At 57.7% G+C, this 16,262-nt stretch carries 25 protein-coding genes; 3 read left to right on the top strand and 22 right to left on the bottom strand.

What is annotated here, in order from left to right:
- The first annotated feature begins 442 nt into the window (after positions 1–442).
- On the top strand, positions 443–1,408 hold the full coding sequence (locus tag Q0M35_RS11750) for a DUF1194 domain-containing protein (protein WP_295315433.1): 966 nt from the start codon (positions 443–445) through the stop codon (positions 1,406–1,408).
- A 58-nt stretch (positions 1,409–1,466) separates the two neighbouring features.
- Here Q0M35_RS11750 and Q0M35_RS11745 read toward each other — a convergent pair whose 3' ends face one another.
- The 15 genes from Q0M35_RS11745 to rpmC all read right to left on the bottom strand — a co-directional run bounded on the left by Q0M35_RS11745 (position 1,467) and on the right by rpmC (position 10,096).
- Positions 1,467–2,111, bottom strand: coding sequence for an adenylate kinase (locus Q0M35_RS11745; RefSeq protein WP_295315431.1), 645 nt, complete (start codon positions 2,109–2,111; stop codon positions 1,467–1,469).
- Positions 2,108–3,472, bottom strand: a complete 1,365-nt coding sequence (secY, locus tag Q0M35_RS11740; protein ID WP_169639435.1) for a preprotein translocase subunit SecY — start codon at positions 3,470–3,472, stop codon at positions 2,108–2,110. Before secY ends, Q0M35_RS11745 begins: the two co-directional genes overlap by 4 nt.
- Positions 3,473–3,594: 122 nt before the next feature.
- Positions 3,595–4,077: a 50S ribosomal protein L15 gene (gene rplO, locus Q0M35_RS11735; RefSeq protein WP_295315429.1), complete on the bottom strand. Its 483-nt coding sequence runs from the start codon at positions 4,075–4,077 to the stop codon at positions 3,595–3,597.
- A 120-nt stretch (positions 4,078–4,197) separates the two neighbouring features.
- Entirely contained in the window at positions 4,198–5,244 is a 1,047-nt protein-coding gene (locus Q0M35_RS11730) for an acyltransferase (RefSeq protein ID WP_295315427.1), read from the bottom strand.
- A gap of 546 nt (positions 5,245–5,790) precedes the next feature.
- Positions 5,791–5,979, bottom strand: coding sequence for a 50S ribosomal protein L30 (gene rpmD, locus Q0M35_RS11725; RefSeq protein WP_295315425.1), 189 nt, complete (start codon positions 5,977–5,979; stop codon positions 5,791–5,793).
- Positions 5,980–5,982: 3 nt separating this feature from the next.
- The gene (gene rpsE, locus Q0M35_RS11720; RefSeq protein WP_295315423.1) at positions 5,983–6,561 is read right to left on the bottom strand and encodes a 30S ribosomal protein S5; all 579 of its coding nucleotides are present in this window, start codon (positions 6,559–6,561) and stop codon (positions 5,983–5,985) included.
- 119 nt (positions 6,562–6,680) lie between these two features.
- Positions 6,681–7,040: a 50S ribosomal protein L18 gene (gene rplR / locus Q0M35_RS11715; RefSeq protein ID WP_295315421.1), complete on the bottom strand. Its 360-nt coding sequence runs from the start codon at positions 7,038–7,040 to the stop codon at positions 6,681–6,683.
- 12 nt (positions 7,041–7,052) lie between these two features.
- Positions 7,053–7,586, bottom strand: a complete 534-nt coding sequence (gene rplF, locus Q0M35_RS11710) for a 50S ribosomal protein L6 (protein ID WP_295315419.1) — start codon at positions 7,584–7,586, stop codon at positions 7,053–7,055.
- Positions 7,587–7,597: 11 nt separating this feature from the next.
- Positions 7,598–7,990, bottom strand: a complete 393-nt coding sequence (gene rpsH, locus Q0M35_RS11705) for a 30S ribosomal protein S8 (protein ID WP_295315417.1) — start codon at positions 7,988–7,990, stop codon at positions 7,598–7,600.
- Positions 7,991–8,002: 12 nt separating this feature from the next.
- Positions 8,003–8,308, bottom strand: coding sequence for a 30S ribosomal protein S14 (rpsN, locus tag Q0M35_RS11700; protein ID WP_169639426.1), 306 nt, complete (start codon positions 8,306–8,308; stop codon positions 8,003–8,005).
- A 19-nt stretch (positions 8,309–8,327) separates the two neighbouring features.
- Entirely contained in the window at positions 8,328–8,891 is a 564-nt protein-coding gene (gene rplE, locus Q0M35_RS11695; RefSeq protein WP_169639425.1) for a 50S ribosomal protein L5, read from the bottom strand.
- Positions 8,884–9,195, bottom strand: coding sequence for a 50S ribosomal protein L24 (rplX, locus tag Q0M35_RS11690; RefSeq protein WP_169639424.1), 312 nt, complete (start codon positions 9,193–9,195; stop codon positions 8,884–8,886). The genes rplE and rplX overlap by 8 nt, the downstream gene beginning before the upstream one ends.
- 2 nt (positions 9,196–9,197) lie before the next feature.
- A complete protein-coding gene (gene rplN / locus Q0M35_RS11685) occupies positions 9,198–9,566 on the bottom strand; it encodes a 50S ribosomal protein L14 (RefSeq protein WP_013963207.1) in 369 nt (122 codons plus the stop codon).
- A 72-nt stretch (positions 9,567–9,638) separates the two neighbouring features.
- Complete coding sequence (gene rpsQ / locus Q0M35_RS11680; RefSeq protein ID WP_169639423.1) at positions 9,639–9,878, bottom strand: 30S ribosomal protein S17; 240 nt, start codon at positions 9,876–9,878, stop codon at positions 9,639–9,641.
- Between the two features lie 11 nt (positions 9,879–9,889).
- A complete protein-coding gene (rpmC, locus tag Q0M35_RS11675) occupies positions 9,890–10,096 on the bottom strand; it encodes a 50S ribosomal protein L29 (protein ID WP_295315409.1) in 207 nt (68 codons plus the stop codon).
- A 205-nt stretch (positions 10,097–10,301) separates the two neighbouring features.
- On the opposite strand from rpmC, the gene Q0M35_RS11670 reads away from it, so the two are divergent.
- The gene (locus tag Q0M35_RS11670) at positions 10,302–10,694 is read left to right on the top strand and encodes a DUF805 domain-containing protein (RefSeq protein ID WP_295315407.1); all 393 of its coding nucleotides are present in this window, start codon (positions 10,302–10,304) and stop codon (positions 10,692–10,694) included.
- 452 nt (positions 10,695–11,146) lie between these two features.
- On the opposite strand, the gene Q0M35_RS11665 is transcribed toward Q0M35_RS11670, so the two are convergent.
- Positions 11,147–11,962, bottom strand: coding sequence for a methyltransferase domain-containing protein (locus Q0M35_RS11665; RefSeq protein ID WP_295315405.1), 816 nt, complete (start codon positions 11,960–11,962; stop codon positions 11,147–11,149).
- 137 nt (positions 11,963–12,099) lie between these two features.
- Between Q0M35_RS11665 and Q0M35_RS11660 the strand changes: the two genes are divergently transcribed.
- Entirely contained in the window at positions 12,100–12,720 is a 621-nt protein-coding gene (locus Q0M35_RS11660) for a TIGR02466 family protein (RefSeq protein WP_295315403.1), read from the top strand.
- A gap of 7 nt (positions 12,721–12,727) precedes the next feature.
- On the opposite strand, the gene Q0M35_RS11655 is transcribed toward Q0M35_RS11660, so the two are convergent.
- From Q0M35_RS11655 to rplB, 6 genes are all read right to left on the bottom strand, one after another.
- Positions 12,728–13,450, bottom strand: coding sequence for a hypothetical protein (locus Q0M35_RS11655; RefSeq protein ID WP_295315401.1), 723 nt, complete (start codon positions 13,448–13,450; stop codon positions 12,728–12,730).
- A gap of 146 nt (positions 13,451–13,596) precedes the next feature.
- Positions 13,597–14,010 (bottom strand): 50S ribosomal protein L16, encoded by a 414-nt coding sequence (gene rplP, locus Q0M35_RS11650; RefSeq protein WP_028957241.1) that lies wholly within the window; start codon positions 14,008–14,010, stop codon positions 13,597–13,599.
- Between the two features lie 13 nt (positions 14,011–14,023).
- Positions 14,024–14,731: a 30S ribosomal protein S3 gene (gene rpsC, locus Q0M35_RS11645; RefSeq protein WP_169639415.1), complete on the bottom strand. Its 708-nt coding sequence runs from the start codon at positions 14,729–14,731 to the stop codon at positions 14,024–14,026.
- On the bottom strand, positions 14,731–15,111 hold the full coding sequence (gene rplV / locus Q0M35_RS11640) for a 50S ribosomal protein L22 (RefSeq protein WP_169639414.1): 381 nt from the start codon (positions 15,109–15,111) through the stop codon (positions 14,731–14,733). Before rplV ends, rpsC begins: the two co-directional genes overlap by 1 nt.
- 3 nt (positions 15,112–15,114) lie before the next feature.
- On the bottom strand, positions 15,115–15,393 hold the full coding sequence (gene rpsS / locus Q0M35_RS11635) for a 30S ribosomal protein S19 (protein ID WP_067296663.1): 279 nt from the start codon (positions 15,391–15,393) through the stop codon (positions 15,115–15,117).
- A gap of 3 nt (positions 15,394–15,396) precedes the next feature.
- The gene (gene rplB, locus Q0M35_RS11630) at positions 15,397–16,239 is read right to left on the bottom strand and encodes a 50S ribosomal protein L2 (RefSeq protein WP_295315396.1); all 843 of its coding nucleotides are present in this window, start codon (positions 16,237–16,239) and stop codon (positions 15,397–15,399) included.
- Positions 16,240–16,262: the final 23 nt, after the last annotated feature.

Below are 16,262 nucleotides of genomic sequence, written 5' to 3'. Positions count from 1 at the left end.
CGGCGATACGTGCCACGTGTCATGTCCTTTTCGTTGCGGGTCCGTGATACCAGACCCTTTTTTCACAACATCGCACCAGGGGTGCGTCTTGCATAAGAAATCCCGAAGATTCTGGCCTTCGGGCGTCAGCTGATCAGGTAATCCTGCCGTCCGGGCGCGACCCGTAAGACAAATTGATTCTACTCAGAGATGGTGCTGGTTATGGGCTTTTCGGGTGGGCGTCAACCCATGCGTCACAAGGGCCGCCCTGCCTGCGCATCCGCCTGTAAATCAACGGGTGCGACACGCTGCGCTCTCATACGAAATCTGGCACCTGAGATGGCCCTGAAAGGCCTTCGATGACAGCCGCGGTGCGGCGTGAAAAGCAGTTATTAAGCCTTATGCTTTATATCCTTCCGATCAGAAAGACGTGGGAGCTGGCCGTACCTGAAGGAGACGGCAGATGAACAGGCAAGGAAATTACCACCGGCGGGCCGGATACCTGACACTTTTCATGCTGGCTTTTATGTCAGTGGCTGTTGCGGCTCCGGCACCGCCCGCCGCCCGCTACGCTGCGGGGGCGGATGACCATAACAATCCCGACCGGGTCGATATCGCCCTCGTGCTTGCGGTGGATGTGTCTTCCTCCATCGAATCCGGCGAACGACGTTTTCAGCGCGAGGCCTATGCAGACGCTCTGAGCGACCCGCGCGTGGCGCGCATGGCGCTTGGTGGTGGCTCCGGGCGTGTGGCAATCGCCTATATGGAGTGGAGCGGCACCCGGTATCAGCGGGTGCATCTGCCGATCCGGATCATGTCCACACCCGAAGAACTCGCACAGTTCGCTGCGGAGATTCTGGCAATAACCGACCGACCCAATGACCCGATGTATGTGCAGCCAACGGCGGTAGGCGACGCTCTGCTGGCTGCTGAGACGGCCATGTCCGCGCTGCAGGTGCCCGCGCGGGATTACATCATAGACATCTCAGGTGACGGCGTGCTCAACGACGGCTTTGCGATCTCTGCGGCGCGCGATCATGTTCTGTCGATGGGCCTTACCGTGAACGGTCTGCCGATCGAAATTCTGTCGGGCCAGCCACAGAACGGCAGCACCTCTTTTGAACAGGTCTCCCGGTTTTATATGGATTGCGTGATCGGCGGACCGGGTGCTTTCCACCTGGTCGCACGCGGCTTTGGTGATGTGCGCGAAACGCTGATCATGAAACTCATGCTCGAAATGGCGCGTATGGAGCCGGACCGGAAACGAAGGATCGCAGCAGCCTGGAACGGCGGGTTGATCGGCGACGAAGCACGGGTAATCCCGGCAGTGGTTCTGCAGCTGTCACCACCTGCCGAAGAACCCCGGCAGCGCAGTAATTGCGGCGAGACAGAAAACGTCTCTCACAATCCGTTCAGAACCGAGCACTGACGTCACATAAAAAGGGCGGCGCCCCGGCACCGCCCGCTTTTTTAAGAACCGGATGTGATCAGGCGTCGAGAACTTCGCGGATCTCGCTCTGAACCGCCTCAATCTCTGCCAGCCCGTCGACCCGGCTCAGCATCTCTTTGGCGTAGTAATAGCCAATCAGCGGTGAAGTCTGTTTATAATATTCCATCAGACGGGTCCTGAGGCTTTCCTCATTGTCGTCCGCGCGGCGCTTGAATTCAGTACCACCGCAGTTGGCGCATTTTCCATCCGCCGGGATGGGCCTCGTCGTGTCGTTGTAAACCTCACCGCAAGAGCCACATGTGGATCGCGCAACGATCCGCGCGACCAGTGCGGCATCGTCCACCCTCATTTCAATCACAGCGTCCAGCGTCTGACCTTCGGCTTCGAGCAGTTCGCCCAGTGCATCAGCCTGGGCCAGAGTGCGCGGAAAACCGTCGAAAATGAACCCGCTGGCTTTGACCGTTTCGAGCTTTTCACGGATCAGGCCGATGACGATCTCGTCGGTGACAAGCGCGCCGCGCGCCATAACATCCGCTACAATCTTACCCATCTCAGTGCCGCTGTCTTTGGCTTCGCGCAACATATCGCCTGTGCTCAGCTGCACCATATCACGTTCGTCAACCAGCATACGGGCCTGCGTGCCTTTGCCAGCGCCCGGCGGTCCGAGGAGTATAATATTCATCGGCGTACCGGGCTCCGTTTTTTGCGGCCTTTGCCACTCTTTCCACGCAACTGGGATTTCTCCAGCAGGCCTTCATACTGATGCGCGAGCAGATGGCTCTGCACCTGCTGGATAGTGTCCATCGTAACCGAGACCACAATCAGGACTGAGGTACCGCCAAAATAGAACGGGATCGCAAACTGCCCGCGCAGAATTTCCGGCAGCAGACAGACCGCTGCGAGATAGCCCGAGCCCAGCACCAATACGCGATTGACCACATACTCCAGATACTCAGACGTTTTCTTTCCGGGGCGAATCCCCGGGATGAACCCGTTCTGGTTCTTAAGATTGTCGGCCACATCGTCAGGTTTGAAAGACACGTTGAAGGTGTAGAAGTAGGCAAAGAACACGATCATCGCGACGAAGAAAATCAGGTAGAGAGGCTGACCCGGACCGAAATTAGCCAGCAACCAGGACATGACCGGATTGGTGGAATTTCCCGAGAACGTGCTGATTGTCACCGGCAAAAGCAGCAGCGAGGACGCGAAAATCGCAGGGATAACGCCCGCCGGGTTCACCTTGACCGGCAGATGGCTGGAGCCACCGTCATAGACTTTCATGCCGACCTGACGGCGCGGGTACTGGATGTGGATTTTTCGCAGCGCGCGTTCCATAAACACCACGAACATAATGGTACCAACGACCATCACGAGCACACCGATAATCACGGCCGGGCTGATCGCACCGGACCGGCCAGAGGCAAAAAACTGGGCAATCGCAGCCGGGATTTCAGCGATAATGCCAACGAAAATAATCAGCGAAATGCCGTTCCCGATGCCCCGCGCCGTGATCTGTTCACCCAACCACATCAGGAACATCGTACCGCCGACCAGCGTGATCACGCAGGACATGCGGAAAAAGAGGCCCGGGTCAGTAACAATATCGCCGGCCTCCAGGCTTACCGCGAGGCCATATGCCTGCAATGTCGCAAGAAAAACAGTGCCATAGCGCGTGTACTGGTTGATCTTTTTGCGGCCCTGTTCGCCTTCTTTTTTGAGTTGCTCAAGCTGGGGCACCATGGCCGTCATGAGCTGCACAATAATCGAAGCTGAAATGTAGGGCATGATGCCGAGGGCAAAGATGCCCATCCGTCCGAGCGCACCGCCGGTAAACATGGACACCATGCCGCCGATACCCTGGCCTGCCTGCTCCATAAACTCCCGAAGGGCAACACCGTCGATGCCCGGCACAGGAATAAATGTACCAAGGCGGTAAACGATCAGAAGACCCAGCGTAAAAAAGATACGGTTACGAAGGTCGGTCGCTTTTCCCAGCGCGGACCAGCTGGTGTTTGCGGCCATACTTTCAACGGCAGATACCATGAAGGGCTCTCTTTCGATACGGACACGCCGCCCGGGCCGTTCTCCGGCGGGGCGGCGTCAATGGAAAACTTGAGTGCTTATGTAAGCGGCGATGCCGCCGCCCACAAGCCTGAACTCAGGGTTCAGCTCTCTGACGATTCCGCGACCGGCGCCGCCACGCTGAGCGATCCGCCGGCTTTTTCCACCGCAGCAACGGCCGATTTCGAGGCACCCGTTACTTCGATGTTCAGTTTGCCTGTCACATCACCTTTGGCCAGCACCCGGATTCCGTCGAGTTTACGACGCACGAGGCCGCTTTCGATCAGGACATCCTCGGTGATTGCTTTTTTGGCATCGATTTTCTTGGCATCGACGAATTTCTGGATCAGGCCAAGGTTCACCACAGCGAAAGATTTGCGGTTCGGCTTATTAAAGCCGCGCTTGGGCAGACGCTGATACAGCGGCATCTGGCCGCCTTCATAGCCGTTTATCGCCACACCGGAGCGGGCTTTCTGACCTTTGATACCACGGCCACCCATCTTACCGGTGCCGGAACCCGGACCACGGCCAACGCGCTTGCGTTTCTTGGTAGCGCCTTCGTTATCACTCAGTTCGTTCAGTTTCATGTCGCTTCTCCTTTTGCCGGATGCGACCCCCAGCGACGGGAGTGGCCGACCACGGCGTTTACATCTGAGTCGCAGGTGACCCCTGCGGACAGCGCTCTCTATCCGGCGATGCGGTCTGCGTCAAGGCGCGCCAAGGCCACTACGCAGCCTGCGCTGCCGTCCGGTGACCAGCTCACTGAGACCGGGCTTGCGCTGCACGGCCTCACAGATCAGAACCGGGATGAGCAGCCCGCCCGCAAGACCAAGTAAAAACTGCAGATGAGTCTGTCCGATGCCGAGTGCATCACAGAACACTCGCGCCGGCACTGTCCCGAAAATATGATAGAGATAAATCGTGAAAGCATAGGGCGACAGACGCTCAAGGAGCGGCAATCTCGGACACCACATTGCGGCAAGCAGACACACAGACACACCAAAGCCAAGGCTCTGCACATCATGACGATCCATTGAGAAAACGCCCGTTTCGTAAAGCACACGAATGTTCCAGAAGGCGCAGACCAAGGCCAGCACAAGCAGCACGAGCGTCAGCTTCTCAGCCTCCTCAGCGATCTCGGTGCCATGCCGCAGAACGACCACACCGGTCAGAAAGAAGGGCAGCAGATAGAGCGCACCATTCACCGACATCACGCTGGTTTCAAACCGGAAGCCCGAAAGACAGAGCGCGCCCGACGCCATCAGGAGCACGATCGTAAAGCGATGGCTGAGGACAATATCAATAAGCCCGAAGACGACAAAGATGACCAGCGCCGACTGTAAAAACCAAAAATGGGCGTATGGGGTCACCAGCAGATACCACAGATCACTCAGCGGCTGGGCAAAGCGGGTGCCGACGACATTGGCCACGATGGCAAAGGCGGTAATGGCCAGAATTCCCGGGATCAGCAGCCGGCGCAGCTTGTTGCCCAGAAAATCCGCGTAATGTCCCGCAGTGACAGGTCGCAGTGCATAAACGTAGCCTGCAATAAACGCAAAGAGCGGCATTCTCAGATCAATGAAAAAGTCCGCATAGAGCCGCAGCATATGAGGATAGGCGATATTGAGGCCGCTGCCATCGCCCGCGCCGATGACGTGATAGCTGACCAGCAGCAGCACCGCCATAGAACGCATCGTTTCGACAGGAACCCGGGTTGAGACCGCTTCGGGAACAGCGCCTGCATAAGCAACCATGTATCGTCCTTTAGCCCACCCTTCCCCGAATACGGCTAACCCGGTTTGATACAAATTTTATCGTTCACAACTGTTAATTAAGGATAAAAAAAATGCTGCAATCACATCTTTCTTCCCGCAGCTGTACCGTTCAGCGCTTGCTCGTATGCTCAGCCCGGATCGCGATCCGGGCTGTTCCCGTATAAAGCTGTGAGGTGCGCGCTCTGCGATCCTCAGGACGCTTTTCTGCCCTGGCGTACTGCGTCTCCGCCGCGTGCCTGTCAGCGTTTTCTGGCATCCCGTCTATGTGTGTTTTGATGGGCGGCAGTTCGGTGTCACTGGTCGCGACCGCAGCAAATCCGGCGACCGGAGTAAGAACCAGACAGAAAAACCCGAAGGGCAGAGTGTCCCGTCGAGGTGTGTCATGGCTGAAGATCCTTTTACGATCATCAGATTGTCAGTTTAACGCACTTCACTACACACTGCGGGCACGTGATCCGGCCACCGGAACGCAAAACGCCCCGCAGTTTCCTGCAGGGCATTCCGGTCAGGCCTGAGCGCGTGGCGTCAGCCTTTTTCTTCGACGATCTCGACCATGTGCGGGATCGAATTGATCATGCCACGCACGGAAGGAGTGTCTTCGAGCTCGCGCGTTCTGTGCATTTTGTTCAGCCCCAGGCCAATCAGCGTCTGACGCTGTTTACCGGGGCGGCGGATCGGCGAACCGATCTGTTTGACGACAATAGTTTTGGCCATGGTTTACGCCTCCTCAGCAACCTGCGCCGAAGACTCTATGTTGTCTTCGCGCTTGGGCAGAATATCAGCCACTTTCTTACCGCGACGCTGAGCAACCGAGCGCGGGCTCGATTCCTTGCGCAGGCCGTCCATGGTGGCGCGGATCATGTTATAGGGGTTCTGAGAGCCGATGGATTTCGATACGACGTCCTTGACGCCCAGCATCTCAAACACAGCACGCATCGGACCACCAGCGATGATCCCGGTACCTTCCGGCGCCGTCCGCATCACGACTTTACCTGCGCCGTGACGGCCTTCCATATCGTGGTGCAGCGTGCGGCCTTCGCGCAGCTGTACGCGGATCATCTGACGCTTAGCCTGCTCTGTGGCTTTGCGGATGGCCTCGGGGACCTCTTTCGCTTTACCTTTGCCAAAACCGACACGGCCCTTCTGGTCGCCAACAACGACAAGGGCGGCGAAACCAAAGCGCTTACCACCTTTGACTGTTTTGGACACACGGTTGATCGCGACCAGGCGGTCGGAGAATTCCGGTGTTTCATCACGGTCGCGGCGATTGCCCCGACGATTATCACGTTCTGCCATGAGAACTTCCTTTAACTGACGGGCCCGTATCGAAAGGTGGCGCCCATTGAACTCAATCCTGGTGGACAACATGCCCCCGGATCATCGAAGGCGCCCCGCAAAAGGGCGCCTTTCAGGTCTCAGATCTTCAGACCACCTTCACGCGCGGCGTCGGCAACTGCCTTGACCTTACCGTGAAAGAGGAAACCGCCGCGATCAAAGTAGGCTTCGGAGACGCCTGCCTTTTTCGCGCGTTCTGCAATCGCCGCACCCACTTTGGTGGCCGCTTCGACGTTGTTTTTGCCAACCACACCGAGATCCTTCTCAAGGCTGGATGCAGAGGCAACTGTTGTGCCGGCCACATCATCGATCAGCTGAACCGAGATATTCTTGTTGGAGCGGTGCACAGACAGGCGCATACGGCCCGCATTTGTGCGGCGAAGTTTGTTCCGAACGCGCAGGCGGCGTTTGATGAACAGTTGTCTTTTGCTGTTTGCCATCTTTTGCGTTCCTTACTTCTTCTTGCCTTCTTTGCGGAAGACGAACTCGCCCTTATAGCGGATCCCTTTGCCCTTATAGGGCTCGGGCTTGCGCCACTGGCGGATGTTCGCGGCAACCTGACCAACAAGCTGTTCGTCGATGCCTTCCACAATGATTTCGGTCTGCTTGGGCGCAGTTACAGTCACACCATCAGGTGCGGTGTAATCCACGTCGTGGGAAAGTCCGAGGTTCAGCTTCAGGGTATTGCCCTGCATCTGCGCCCGGTAACCCACACCCTGGATCTCCAGCTCCTTTTTGAAGCCTTCGGTCACGCCGGTCACGCAGTTCTGGATCTGTGTGCGCGACATGCCCCACTGCTGACGCGCACGCTTGGATTTGCCGCGCGGCTCAATGGTGATCACGTTGTCCCCGACCTTCAGCGTAACATCATCCGTTGCATTGAACGAACGTGTACCTTTGGGGCCTTTGACCTCGATGGTCTGACCGCTGACCGATGCTGAAACACCAGAGGGCAGATCGACCGGTTTCTTACCAATACGAGACATAGTCTATCTCCTCAGAAAACGGTGCAGAGCACTTCGCCGCCAACATTGGCGCTGCGTGCAGCCTGGTCCGACATCACACCCTTGGGGGTGGAGACAATCGACACACCAAGGCCCTGACGGACAACGGGAATGTCATTGACGCCCATGTACACGCGACGACCGGGTTTGGATACCCGCTTCAGCTCGCGAATAACAGGTTCGCCTTCATAATACTTGAGGCTGATCTCGATGGCCGGATGGCCGTCAGCACCGGTGGTTTTCTCATAGCCGCGGATGTAACCTTCGTCCGCCAGCACATCCAGAACCCATGCACGCAGCTTGGACGCTGGTGTTGAAACCGTGGATTTGCCGCGCATCGAAGAGTTACGGATACGGGTGAGCATATCTGCGATAGGATCGTTCATTTTATGCCCTCCTTACCAGCTTGACTTGACCATGCCGGGGATCTGGCCCTGAGAGCCGAGATCGCGCAGCGCGATACGAGAGATTTTCAGTTTGCGATAGTACGCGTGCGGACGACCCGTCAGCTGGCAGCGGTTGTGCAGACGCACAGCCGAAGAGTTCCGGGGCAGTTTCGCCAGCTTAAGGGAGGCGCGGAAACGCTCTTCCATCGGCTTGCTTTCGTCGTTCACGATCTCTTTGAGAGCCGCGCGCTTGGCTGCATACTTTGCCACCAGGCGTTCGCGCTTCTTCTCGCGTTCGATCATTGATTTTTTAGCCATATCAGTATCCTTCCCGCGCTCAGCTGTTGAAGGGCATGTTGAAAGCTTTCAACAGTGCCTTCGCTTCAGCGTCGGTTGCCGCCGTGGTGGCGATTACGATGTCCATTCCCCAGTTCTCATCAATCTTGTCAAAGTTGATTTCCGGGAACACGAGGTGCTCTTTGAGGCCCATGGCATAGTTGCCGCGGCCATCGAAAGATTTGCCGGACACGCCGCGGAAGTCGCGCACGCGGGGCATTGCAATCGTGATCAGACGATCAAGGAATTCATACATGCGGTCACCGCGCAGGGTCACTTTCGCACCCAACGGCATTTCCTCACGTACACGGAAACCCGCAATGGATTTCTTGGCGATGGTCGTCATGGCCTTCTGGCCTGCGATCAGCGTCAGATCTTCCTGAGCGGATTTGGCTTTCTTGCTGTCGCGCACGGCTTCAGCTCCACAGCCGATGTTCAGAACGATCTTGTCCAGACGCGGGATCTGCATGTCGTTCTTGTAGCCGAACTCTTCTTTCATCGCAGCGCGGATGGTGTCTGCGTAAACGGCCTTGAGGCGGGGAGTGTAAGTTGCAGAATCAAGCATCGATCACGTCCCCTGTGGTTTTGGCAAAGCGTACTTTCTTGTCGCCGTCCATTTTGAACCCGACGCGGCTTGCTTTGCCGTTCTTGTCCACAAATGCGAGGTTGCTCAGGTCGATGGGCATCGCTTTGGGGATGCGCCCGCCCTGGCTTGTCTGAGACTGGCGTGTCGCGCGGATGGCGATGTTCACACCGTCAACAATGGCCTTGCCGGATTTCGGGTCAACGGAAGTGATGGACCCCGTTTTGCCTTTGTCCTTGCCGGCCAGCACGATGACTTTGTCACCTTTTTTCAGCTTAGCAGCCATGATTACAGCACCTCCGGAGCGAGTGAGATGATTTTCATGAAGTTTTTCGCACGCAGCTCACGCACAACCGGGCCAAAGATACGTGTACCGATCGGCTCGTTGTTGTTGTTGAGGATCACGGCGGCATTGCGATCAAAGCGGATCGCTGTGCCATCGTCGCGGCGGACTTCTTTGGCGGTGCGAACGACGACGGCTTTACGCACGTCGCCCTTTTTCACACGACCGCGTGGGATGGCTTCCTTGACCGAGACGACAATGATGTCGCCGACGGATGCGTACTTACGCTTGGAACCACCCAGGACCTTGATGCACTGAACACGGCGCGCGCCGCTGTTGTCAGCAACATCCAGGTTGGTCTGCATCTGGATCATTTGGTTTCTCCCGACCTTTGGGGGGCCGATGCGTGGCCAGATCCCCAGGGTTTCGAATTAAAGGTCGTGCGTTCAGGCCTCAGCGGCTTCAAGCACTTCCCAGCGTTTGGTTTTCGACTTTGGTGCACATTCAATGATGCGAACGGTGTCGCCCGTTTTGAATGTGTTGTTCTCATCGTGCGCCCGGTACTTCTTGGACTTACGGATGGTCTTCTTCAGGACCGGGTGCGTGAAGCGGCGCTCAACGCTGACGGTAACGGTTTGTGCGTTTGCATCGGAGGTCACGACGCCGGACAGAATACGCTTGGGCATGGGTGCTCTCCTTATTCAGACGCAGCAGCAGCGGCTGCTTTCTGGTTCAGTACAGTTTTGACGCGGGCCGCGTTGCGGCGCGCAATGCGCAGCTGCGCGGGATTCTCCAGCTGGCCTGTGGCCTGCTGAAAGCGCAGGTTGAACTGCTCTTTTTTCAGGGTGGCCAGCTCTTCACGCAGCTGATCAGGTGTTTTGTCGTGCAATTCCTTGGCGTTCATCGCCCTTTTCCTTTCAACATCACGGGCCGGCCGCTTAAAAAGCGTCACCGATGATTCCCGTGGAGTTCATGATGAATGCGCCGTATAGGCGGGAAGCTACGGTATAGCAACCCCTTTTCCCTGCCGTCCGTGCCCGCTGTCGGACCCTTGCGCGACGCCGCAAATATCTGTGTATAATACAGCGCATCGGCATCGGGGGGGGCTCATGGATAAAATGTCACTGGCCGTAAAGACGGTCCTGTCGAAATACGCCACTTTTTCCGGCCGCGCATCACGGGCGGAATTCTGGTGGTGGGTCCTTGCGGTGTTTCTGATAACGCTCGCGACCCAGTTGATCGATGCGTTTCTCATCGCTCCCGCACTCGGCTTTGACGTGGGCGCGGAAAATGCAGGTCAGCCGCTCAGCATGCTCTTTTCACTTGCGATCCTTCTGCCGGCACTGGCCGTTGCAGTGCGCCGTCTGCATGACATCGGCAAAAGCGGCTGGTGGCTTCTGCTCAACCTCGTGCCGCTGATCGGCTCACTGATCCTGTTGTGGTTTTACACCCGCCCCGGCGAAGAGACGAACCAGTGGGGTCCCCCAAACCCGCTCTGTTGAGCAACGCTTCTGATGACCAGAAAGGCATTCAGGTCGTTTTGCGTGTCAGTATCTTTATTCTGTCCGCCGTCCTCCTTGCGGGTTGCAGCGAAACAATCAGCAGCGAAGACGCTCTGCGCAGGCACGGGTACTCCGAAACCTATGTGACGGGATATCATGACGGCTGTCTGAGCGGTGAACGTTCTGGTGGAGATACCTTCTCGCAACGGGCGCGGGACGAAACCGCATACGACGGTGTCTCTGATTACCGCACCGGCTGGGACTATGGCTTTGTCACCTGCCGCGATGCCGAAACGCGACAGCTTACAATTACCCGTGCGGTCGGAGCAGGCATCGCTGCATCGTCTGTCAGCGGATCAGACGGCATTGATGCGCAGAAAATGCTCGACGGCATGCACACTTCCGCCATTCAGGCTGCCGGCTGGTCATCCGGCACCGGACTCTCGCAGGCCTCATGCCTTCTGCGCAACCACCACATGTGCCTGCATGGGCGCACGGACCACGCCGGTACCGAAGCGGGCGATAAGGTCTGCTTCCACTGCGTCTGTGATCCGGGCAAGGCTCATTACTCCGCAGGCCTCAAGTTCGTTTCGCAACGGTGTGCCCTGACAGAAAGCGACCGCCACAGCGCGCGCTGAAGGGGCGGTACTTTCTGCTGCAACGGTTTCAATGTTGCAGCTTTCAAAACCCGCGGCCTCAACATCGGCTGCAATCGCGGCGGCGTCGTGATAGCCGTGCGGGGTGCGCGCCATGAAGACCGGCGGGTCCTCCGGGCAAAGAGCCGATACCTTTTCAGTAACGGCCTGCGCGAACAGGTTTTCCGCGATTGCGTCCCAGGCGTTGAAGACAAAGGTCCCACCCGGCCTCAGTACCCGCAGGGCCTCGCGGTATCCGGCCACCCGGTCGGGAAAAAACATCACCCCGAACTGGCAGCACACGGCGTCAAACGAAGCATCATCGCAGGGCAGCGCCAGCGCGTCCGCCTGCTGAAACCGCAGGCCCGGGCGCGCCGGCAGCCTTGCGGCATTCCTGTCGAGCATCGGCTGGTTCAGGTCTGTCACCAGAAGGGACGCATCTTCGGACATCGCGCGAGCAAGCCACCGGGTGACCACTCCGCTGCCTGCAGCCGTTTCAAGGATCTGCGAGGGACCAACCGCAAGAACGCGCTGCGCCATATCCTTCGCGTAATGCTCAAAGATCAGAGGAACAAGATACTCGTCATAAACATCCGGGATCGACCCCGCAAAAACCGTGTCGCTGACTGTCATGTGCTGTTGCCTTCCGAAATTCCGGCTGGACGGATGATAGCATGTCCCGGGGCCTGGCCGAAGGCGCCTTTGACAGAAAATCACGAACAGCGCGTGGCCGGATTGTCGTCACCTGCCGTTTCAGGGTAAGAGGCGCTATGTCAGATATTACTTCGCTCTTCGTCACCCGCCTCTATCAGGCCGCGCTCAGCGAGCGGGGAAAACCTGTCGACCCCACGGAACTGGAAGCTTCCTGCTGGTCAATTGCGGAGGATGACGAAGCCGGTCAGGCCTGGTGCGATGAAAACGGCTATCCGGGGTACACAAGTTATGCCTCACTCACCGACCTGCCCTACCGCTTTCCGATTTTCAAAGATCTGGTGCGCGTGCTCGATAAGCACGTCAAAGCCTTCGCAAAAGATCTCGAGTTTGATCTCGGTGACCGCAAGCTGAAACTCGAAGATATCTGGATCAACATCCTGCCTCCGGGCGGCATCCACACCGGCCACCTGCACCCTCATTCGGTGATCAGCGGCACAACCTACGTGGCTGTGCCCTCCGGCGCGGGCTCGATCAAATTCGAAGACCCGCGTCTGGCGATGATGATGGCGGCGCCGGCCCGCAAAAAGGACGCACGGCCTGAAATGCGCACCTTCAGCTATGTATCACCCGCCGTGGGTGACGTTTTGTTGTGGGAAAGCTGGCTGCGCCATGAGGTACCGATCAACATGGCCGACGACGAGCGCATCAGCATCAGTTTTAACTACAGCTGGGAGTGATCTCGCGTCAGAAGTTGTAGGCGATCCCGATCACCGGACCCGACTGTTCGAATTCGTAACCCCGTCCGCCCTCGTCATTCTCGACCCCGATCTGGCGGTATCCGAACCGTGCAACCCAGTTGTCGGCAAATTTCCAATCAGCGGTTGCAAGAAGTTGCCAGGTCTCTGTGTCGCCGGAAAAACCGCCGTAATCGACAAAGACCGTGCCCGACCAGTTCTGCGCGATGTCGAACTGATAGCGGGCCGCAATGATCGCATCGGTCCAGTTATCGCGCGAGCCGACTGTCCTGCCCGCGCCTGGGCCCGGCAGGAAGGTGATCGTGGTATCGGTGTCGAACCAGCGCACGCCACCTCCAATGGCGAAAGTCGACCCCTGCGCTTCATGTACGTCTAAAAGTGCGACGAAGGTCGCTATCTGTGTCTTTGCATTCGTGTTGACACCCGAAAATACCGGTCCGGGTGTATCTGTTCCGAATGACAGATCTGTCAGCATGTAGTCGGCGAGGAGTGTCCAGGGCCCGCGCGACGCCTCGAAACTGCCCATGCCCGCGAAGTCGAGGTTGTCCAGTGCGTCACTGAAACTCAGCGTGATGTTATTGCCGCCGACGCCGGTTTCCGTTTCGGCCATGTATAGGTAGAAACTCGCCGTGAATTCCCAGTCCTGCGCCTGTGCCGTGGACACGGACAAGGGGACCATCGCAATTACGGATGCTTTTATCAGATTTTTCATAGGAGACTCCGTGGATATTGTGCACCATATTACCAGACAGTCAGGGCACCGCCGACGGCTCGCCGTACAAAAGAATCATTTTGTCGCAAAAAAGCCCCACCGGCAGTGACCGGCGGGGCTTTCACATTGTGTAGCAAGCGTCAGGCTTACCAGTCTTCGCGGACCACCACGCGTGTCTTGATCGGCAGTTTCATCGCTGCCAGACGCAGCGCTTCACGCGCCACATCATCACCGACGCCGTCGATCTCAAACATCACACGACCGGGCTTTACCTTCGCCGCCCAGCGGTCAACGGAACCTTTACCTTTACCCATACGTACTTCGATGGGCTTGGCTGTGACCGGAACATCCGGGAAGATCCGGATCCAGACACGGCCCTGGCGTTTCATGTGACGCGTCATCGCGCGGCGTGCCGCCTCGATCTGACGTGCTGTGACCCGCTCAGGCTCAACGGCTTTGAGACCATAGGTGCCGAAGTTCAGGTCAGACCCGCCCTTGGCCAGACCTTTGATAGAGCCTTTGAACTGCTTGCGGAATTTAGTGCGCTTTGGCTGAAGCATTTCTCATTCCTCCTTAGCGGCGACCACCGGCACCGCGCGGTGCAGGGCCATCCTGGAGTTCCTGTGCTTTACGGTCACGCGCGGCCGGATCGTGCTCCATGATCTCACCTTTGAAGATCCATGTTTTGATCCCGATGATGCCATAGGCTGTCACCGCTTCCACGTGTGCGTAATCGATGTCGGCGCGCAGCGTGTGCAGCGGCACACGACCTTCACGGTACCATTCAGTACGCGCGATCTCGGCACCGCCCAGACGGCCGGCCACGTTCACGCGGATGCCGAGGGCCCCCATGCGCATCGCGTTCTGAACCGCACGCTTCATGGCGCGGCGAAAAGACACCCGGCGCTCCAGCTGCTGTGCAATGCTTTCACCAACGAGGGCTGCGTCGAGCTCAGGCTTGCGCACTTCAACGATGTTGAGGTGCAGCTCGCTGTCGGTCATCTTGGCGATTTTCTGGCGCAGACCTTCGATGTCTGCCCCTTTCTTGCCGATGATGACACCGGGGCGTGCTGTGTGGATCGTGACGCGGCACTTCTTGTGCGGACGCTCGATGATCACACGGGCCACACCGGCCTGCTTGCATTCTTCTTTGATGAACTCACGGATCGCGAGATCTTCCAGCAGAAGATCACCGTAATCCTTTGTGTCGGCATACCAGCGGCTGTCCCAGGTGCGGTTCACCTGCAGGCGCATGCCGATCGGATTGACTTTGTTACCCATCAGGCTTGCTCCTCAACTTGACGCACTTTGATCGTAATCTCCGAGAACGGTTTGATGATCTTGCCGAACCGGCCACGGGCACGCGGACGACCACGCTTCATTGTCAGGTTCTTGCCCACATAAGCCTCAGCGACCACCAGTTCGTCGACGTCGAGGTTGTGGTTGTTTTCCGCATTCGCAATCGCCGACTGAAGGCATTTCTTCACGTCCTGCGCGATACGTTTTTTGGAGAACGTCAGGTCCGTCAGAGCCTGTTCCACTTTCTTGCCGCGGATCAGACCGGCGACAAGGTTCAGTTTCTGCGGGGACGTACGCAGCATGCGCAGTTTTGCCATTGCTTCGTTGTCGGCCACGCGGCGGGGATTTTTATCCTTGCTCATGGCTTATTTCCGCTTCGCTTTTTTGTCTGCGGCATGACCGTAGTAGGTCCGTGTCGGCGAATACTCACCAAACTTCTGACCGATCATGTCTTCGCTGACGTTGACAGGGATGTGCTTGTGACCGTTGTACACGCCAAACGTCAGACCCACGAACTGGGGCAGAATTGTTGAGCGGCGCGACCAGATCTTGATCACTTCGTTGCGACCGCTCTCGCGGGACGCTTCGGCCTTTTTCAACACATAACTGTCGACAAAAGGACCTTTCCATACTGAACGAGACATAAATTAACGCCCCTTCTTCTTGGCGTGACGCGAGCGCAGAATGAGCTTGCCGGACGCTTTGTTCTTGTTGCGGGTCTTGGCACCCTTTGTCGGTTTGCCCCATGGGGTCACCGGGTGACGACCACCGGAGGTACGGCCTTCACCACCACCGTGCGGGTGATCGATCGGGTTCATCACGACACCACGCACAGAGGGGCGGATGCCCTTGTGGCGCATGCGGCCGGCTTTACCGTAGTTCTGGTTGGAGTTGTCGGGGTTGCTGACAGCACCAACGGTGGCCATGCATTCCTGACGCACCAGACGCAGTTCGCCCGAGCTCAGACGGATCTGAGCATAACCGCCATCACGGCCCACGAACTGGGCGTAGGTGCCGGCGGCCCGTGCGATCTGACCACCCTTACCGGGCTTCATCTCGATGTTGTGCACGATGGTACCGATGGGCATGCCCGAGAAGGGCATCGCGTTACCGGGTTTGATGTCGGCCTTTTCAGAGGCCACAACCGTGTCACCGATCGCCAGGCGTTGCGGGGCCAGGATATAGGCCTGCTCGCCGTCGGTGTATTTCAGCAGCGCAATAAACGCTGTCCGGTTGGGGTCATATTCGATGCGCAGGACCGCTGCGGTCACGTCGCGCTTGTTCCGTTTGAAGTCAACGATCCGGTAGAGGCGCTTGGCCCCGCCGCCTTTGCGGCGCATCGTGATCCGTCCGGTGTTGTTCCGTCCGCCATTCTTGGTCAGGCCTTCTGTGAGGGCTTTGACCGGGCGGCCTTTCCAGAGCTCCGAACGGTCGATCAGTACCAGCCCACGCTGGCCCGGCGTCGTCGGTTTATACGACTTGAGTGCCATGTTGTCTGTCTTCCGTTTTGCTA

The organism is Roseobacter sp. (genome assembly GCF_024639605.1).
Classification (GTDB): Bacteria; Pseudomonadota; Alphaproteobacteria; order Rhodobacterales; family Rhodobacteraceae; genus Roseobacter.
Note: the sequence above shows the minus strand (reverse complement) of the source record. Positions and strands in the feature narration are given on the sequence as shown.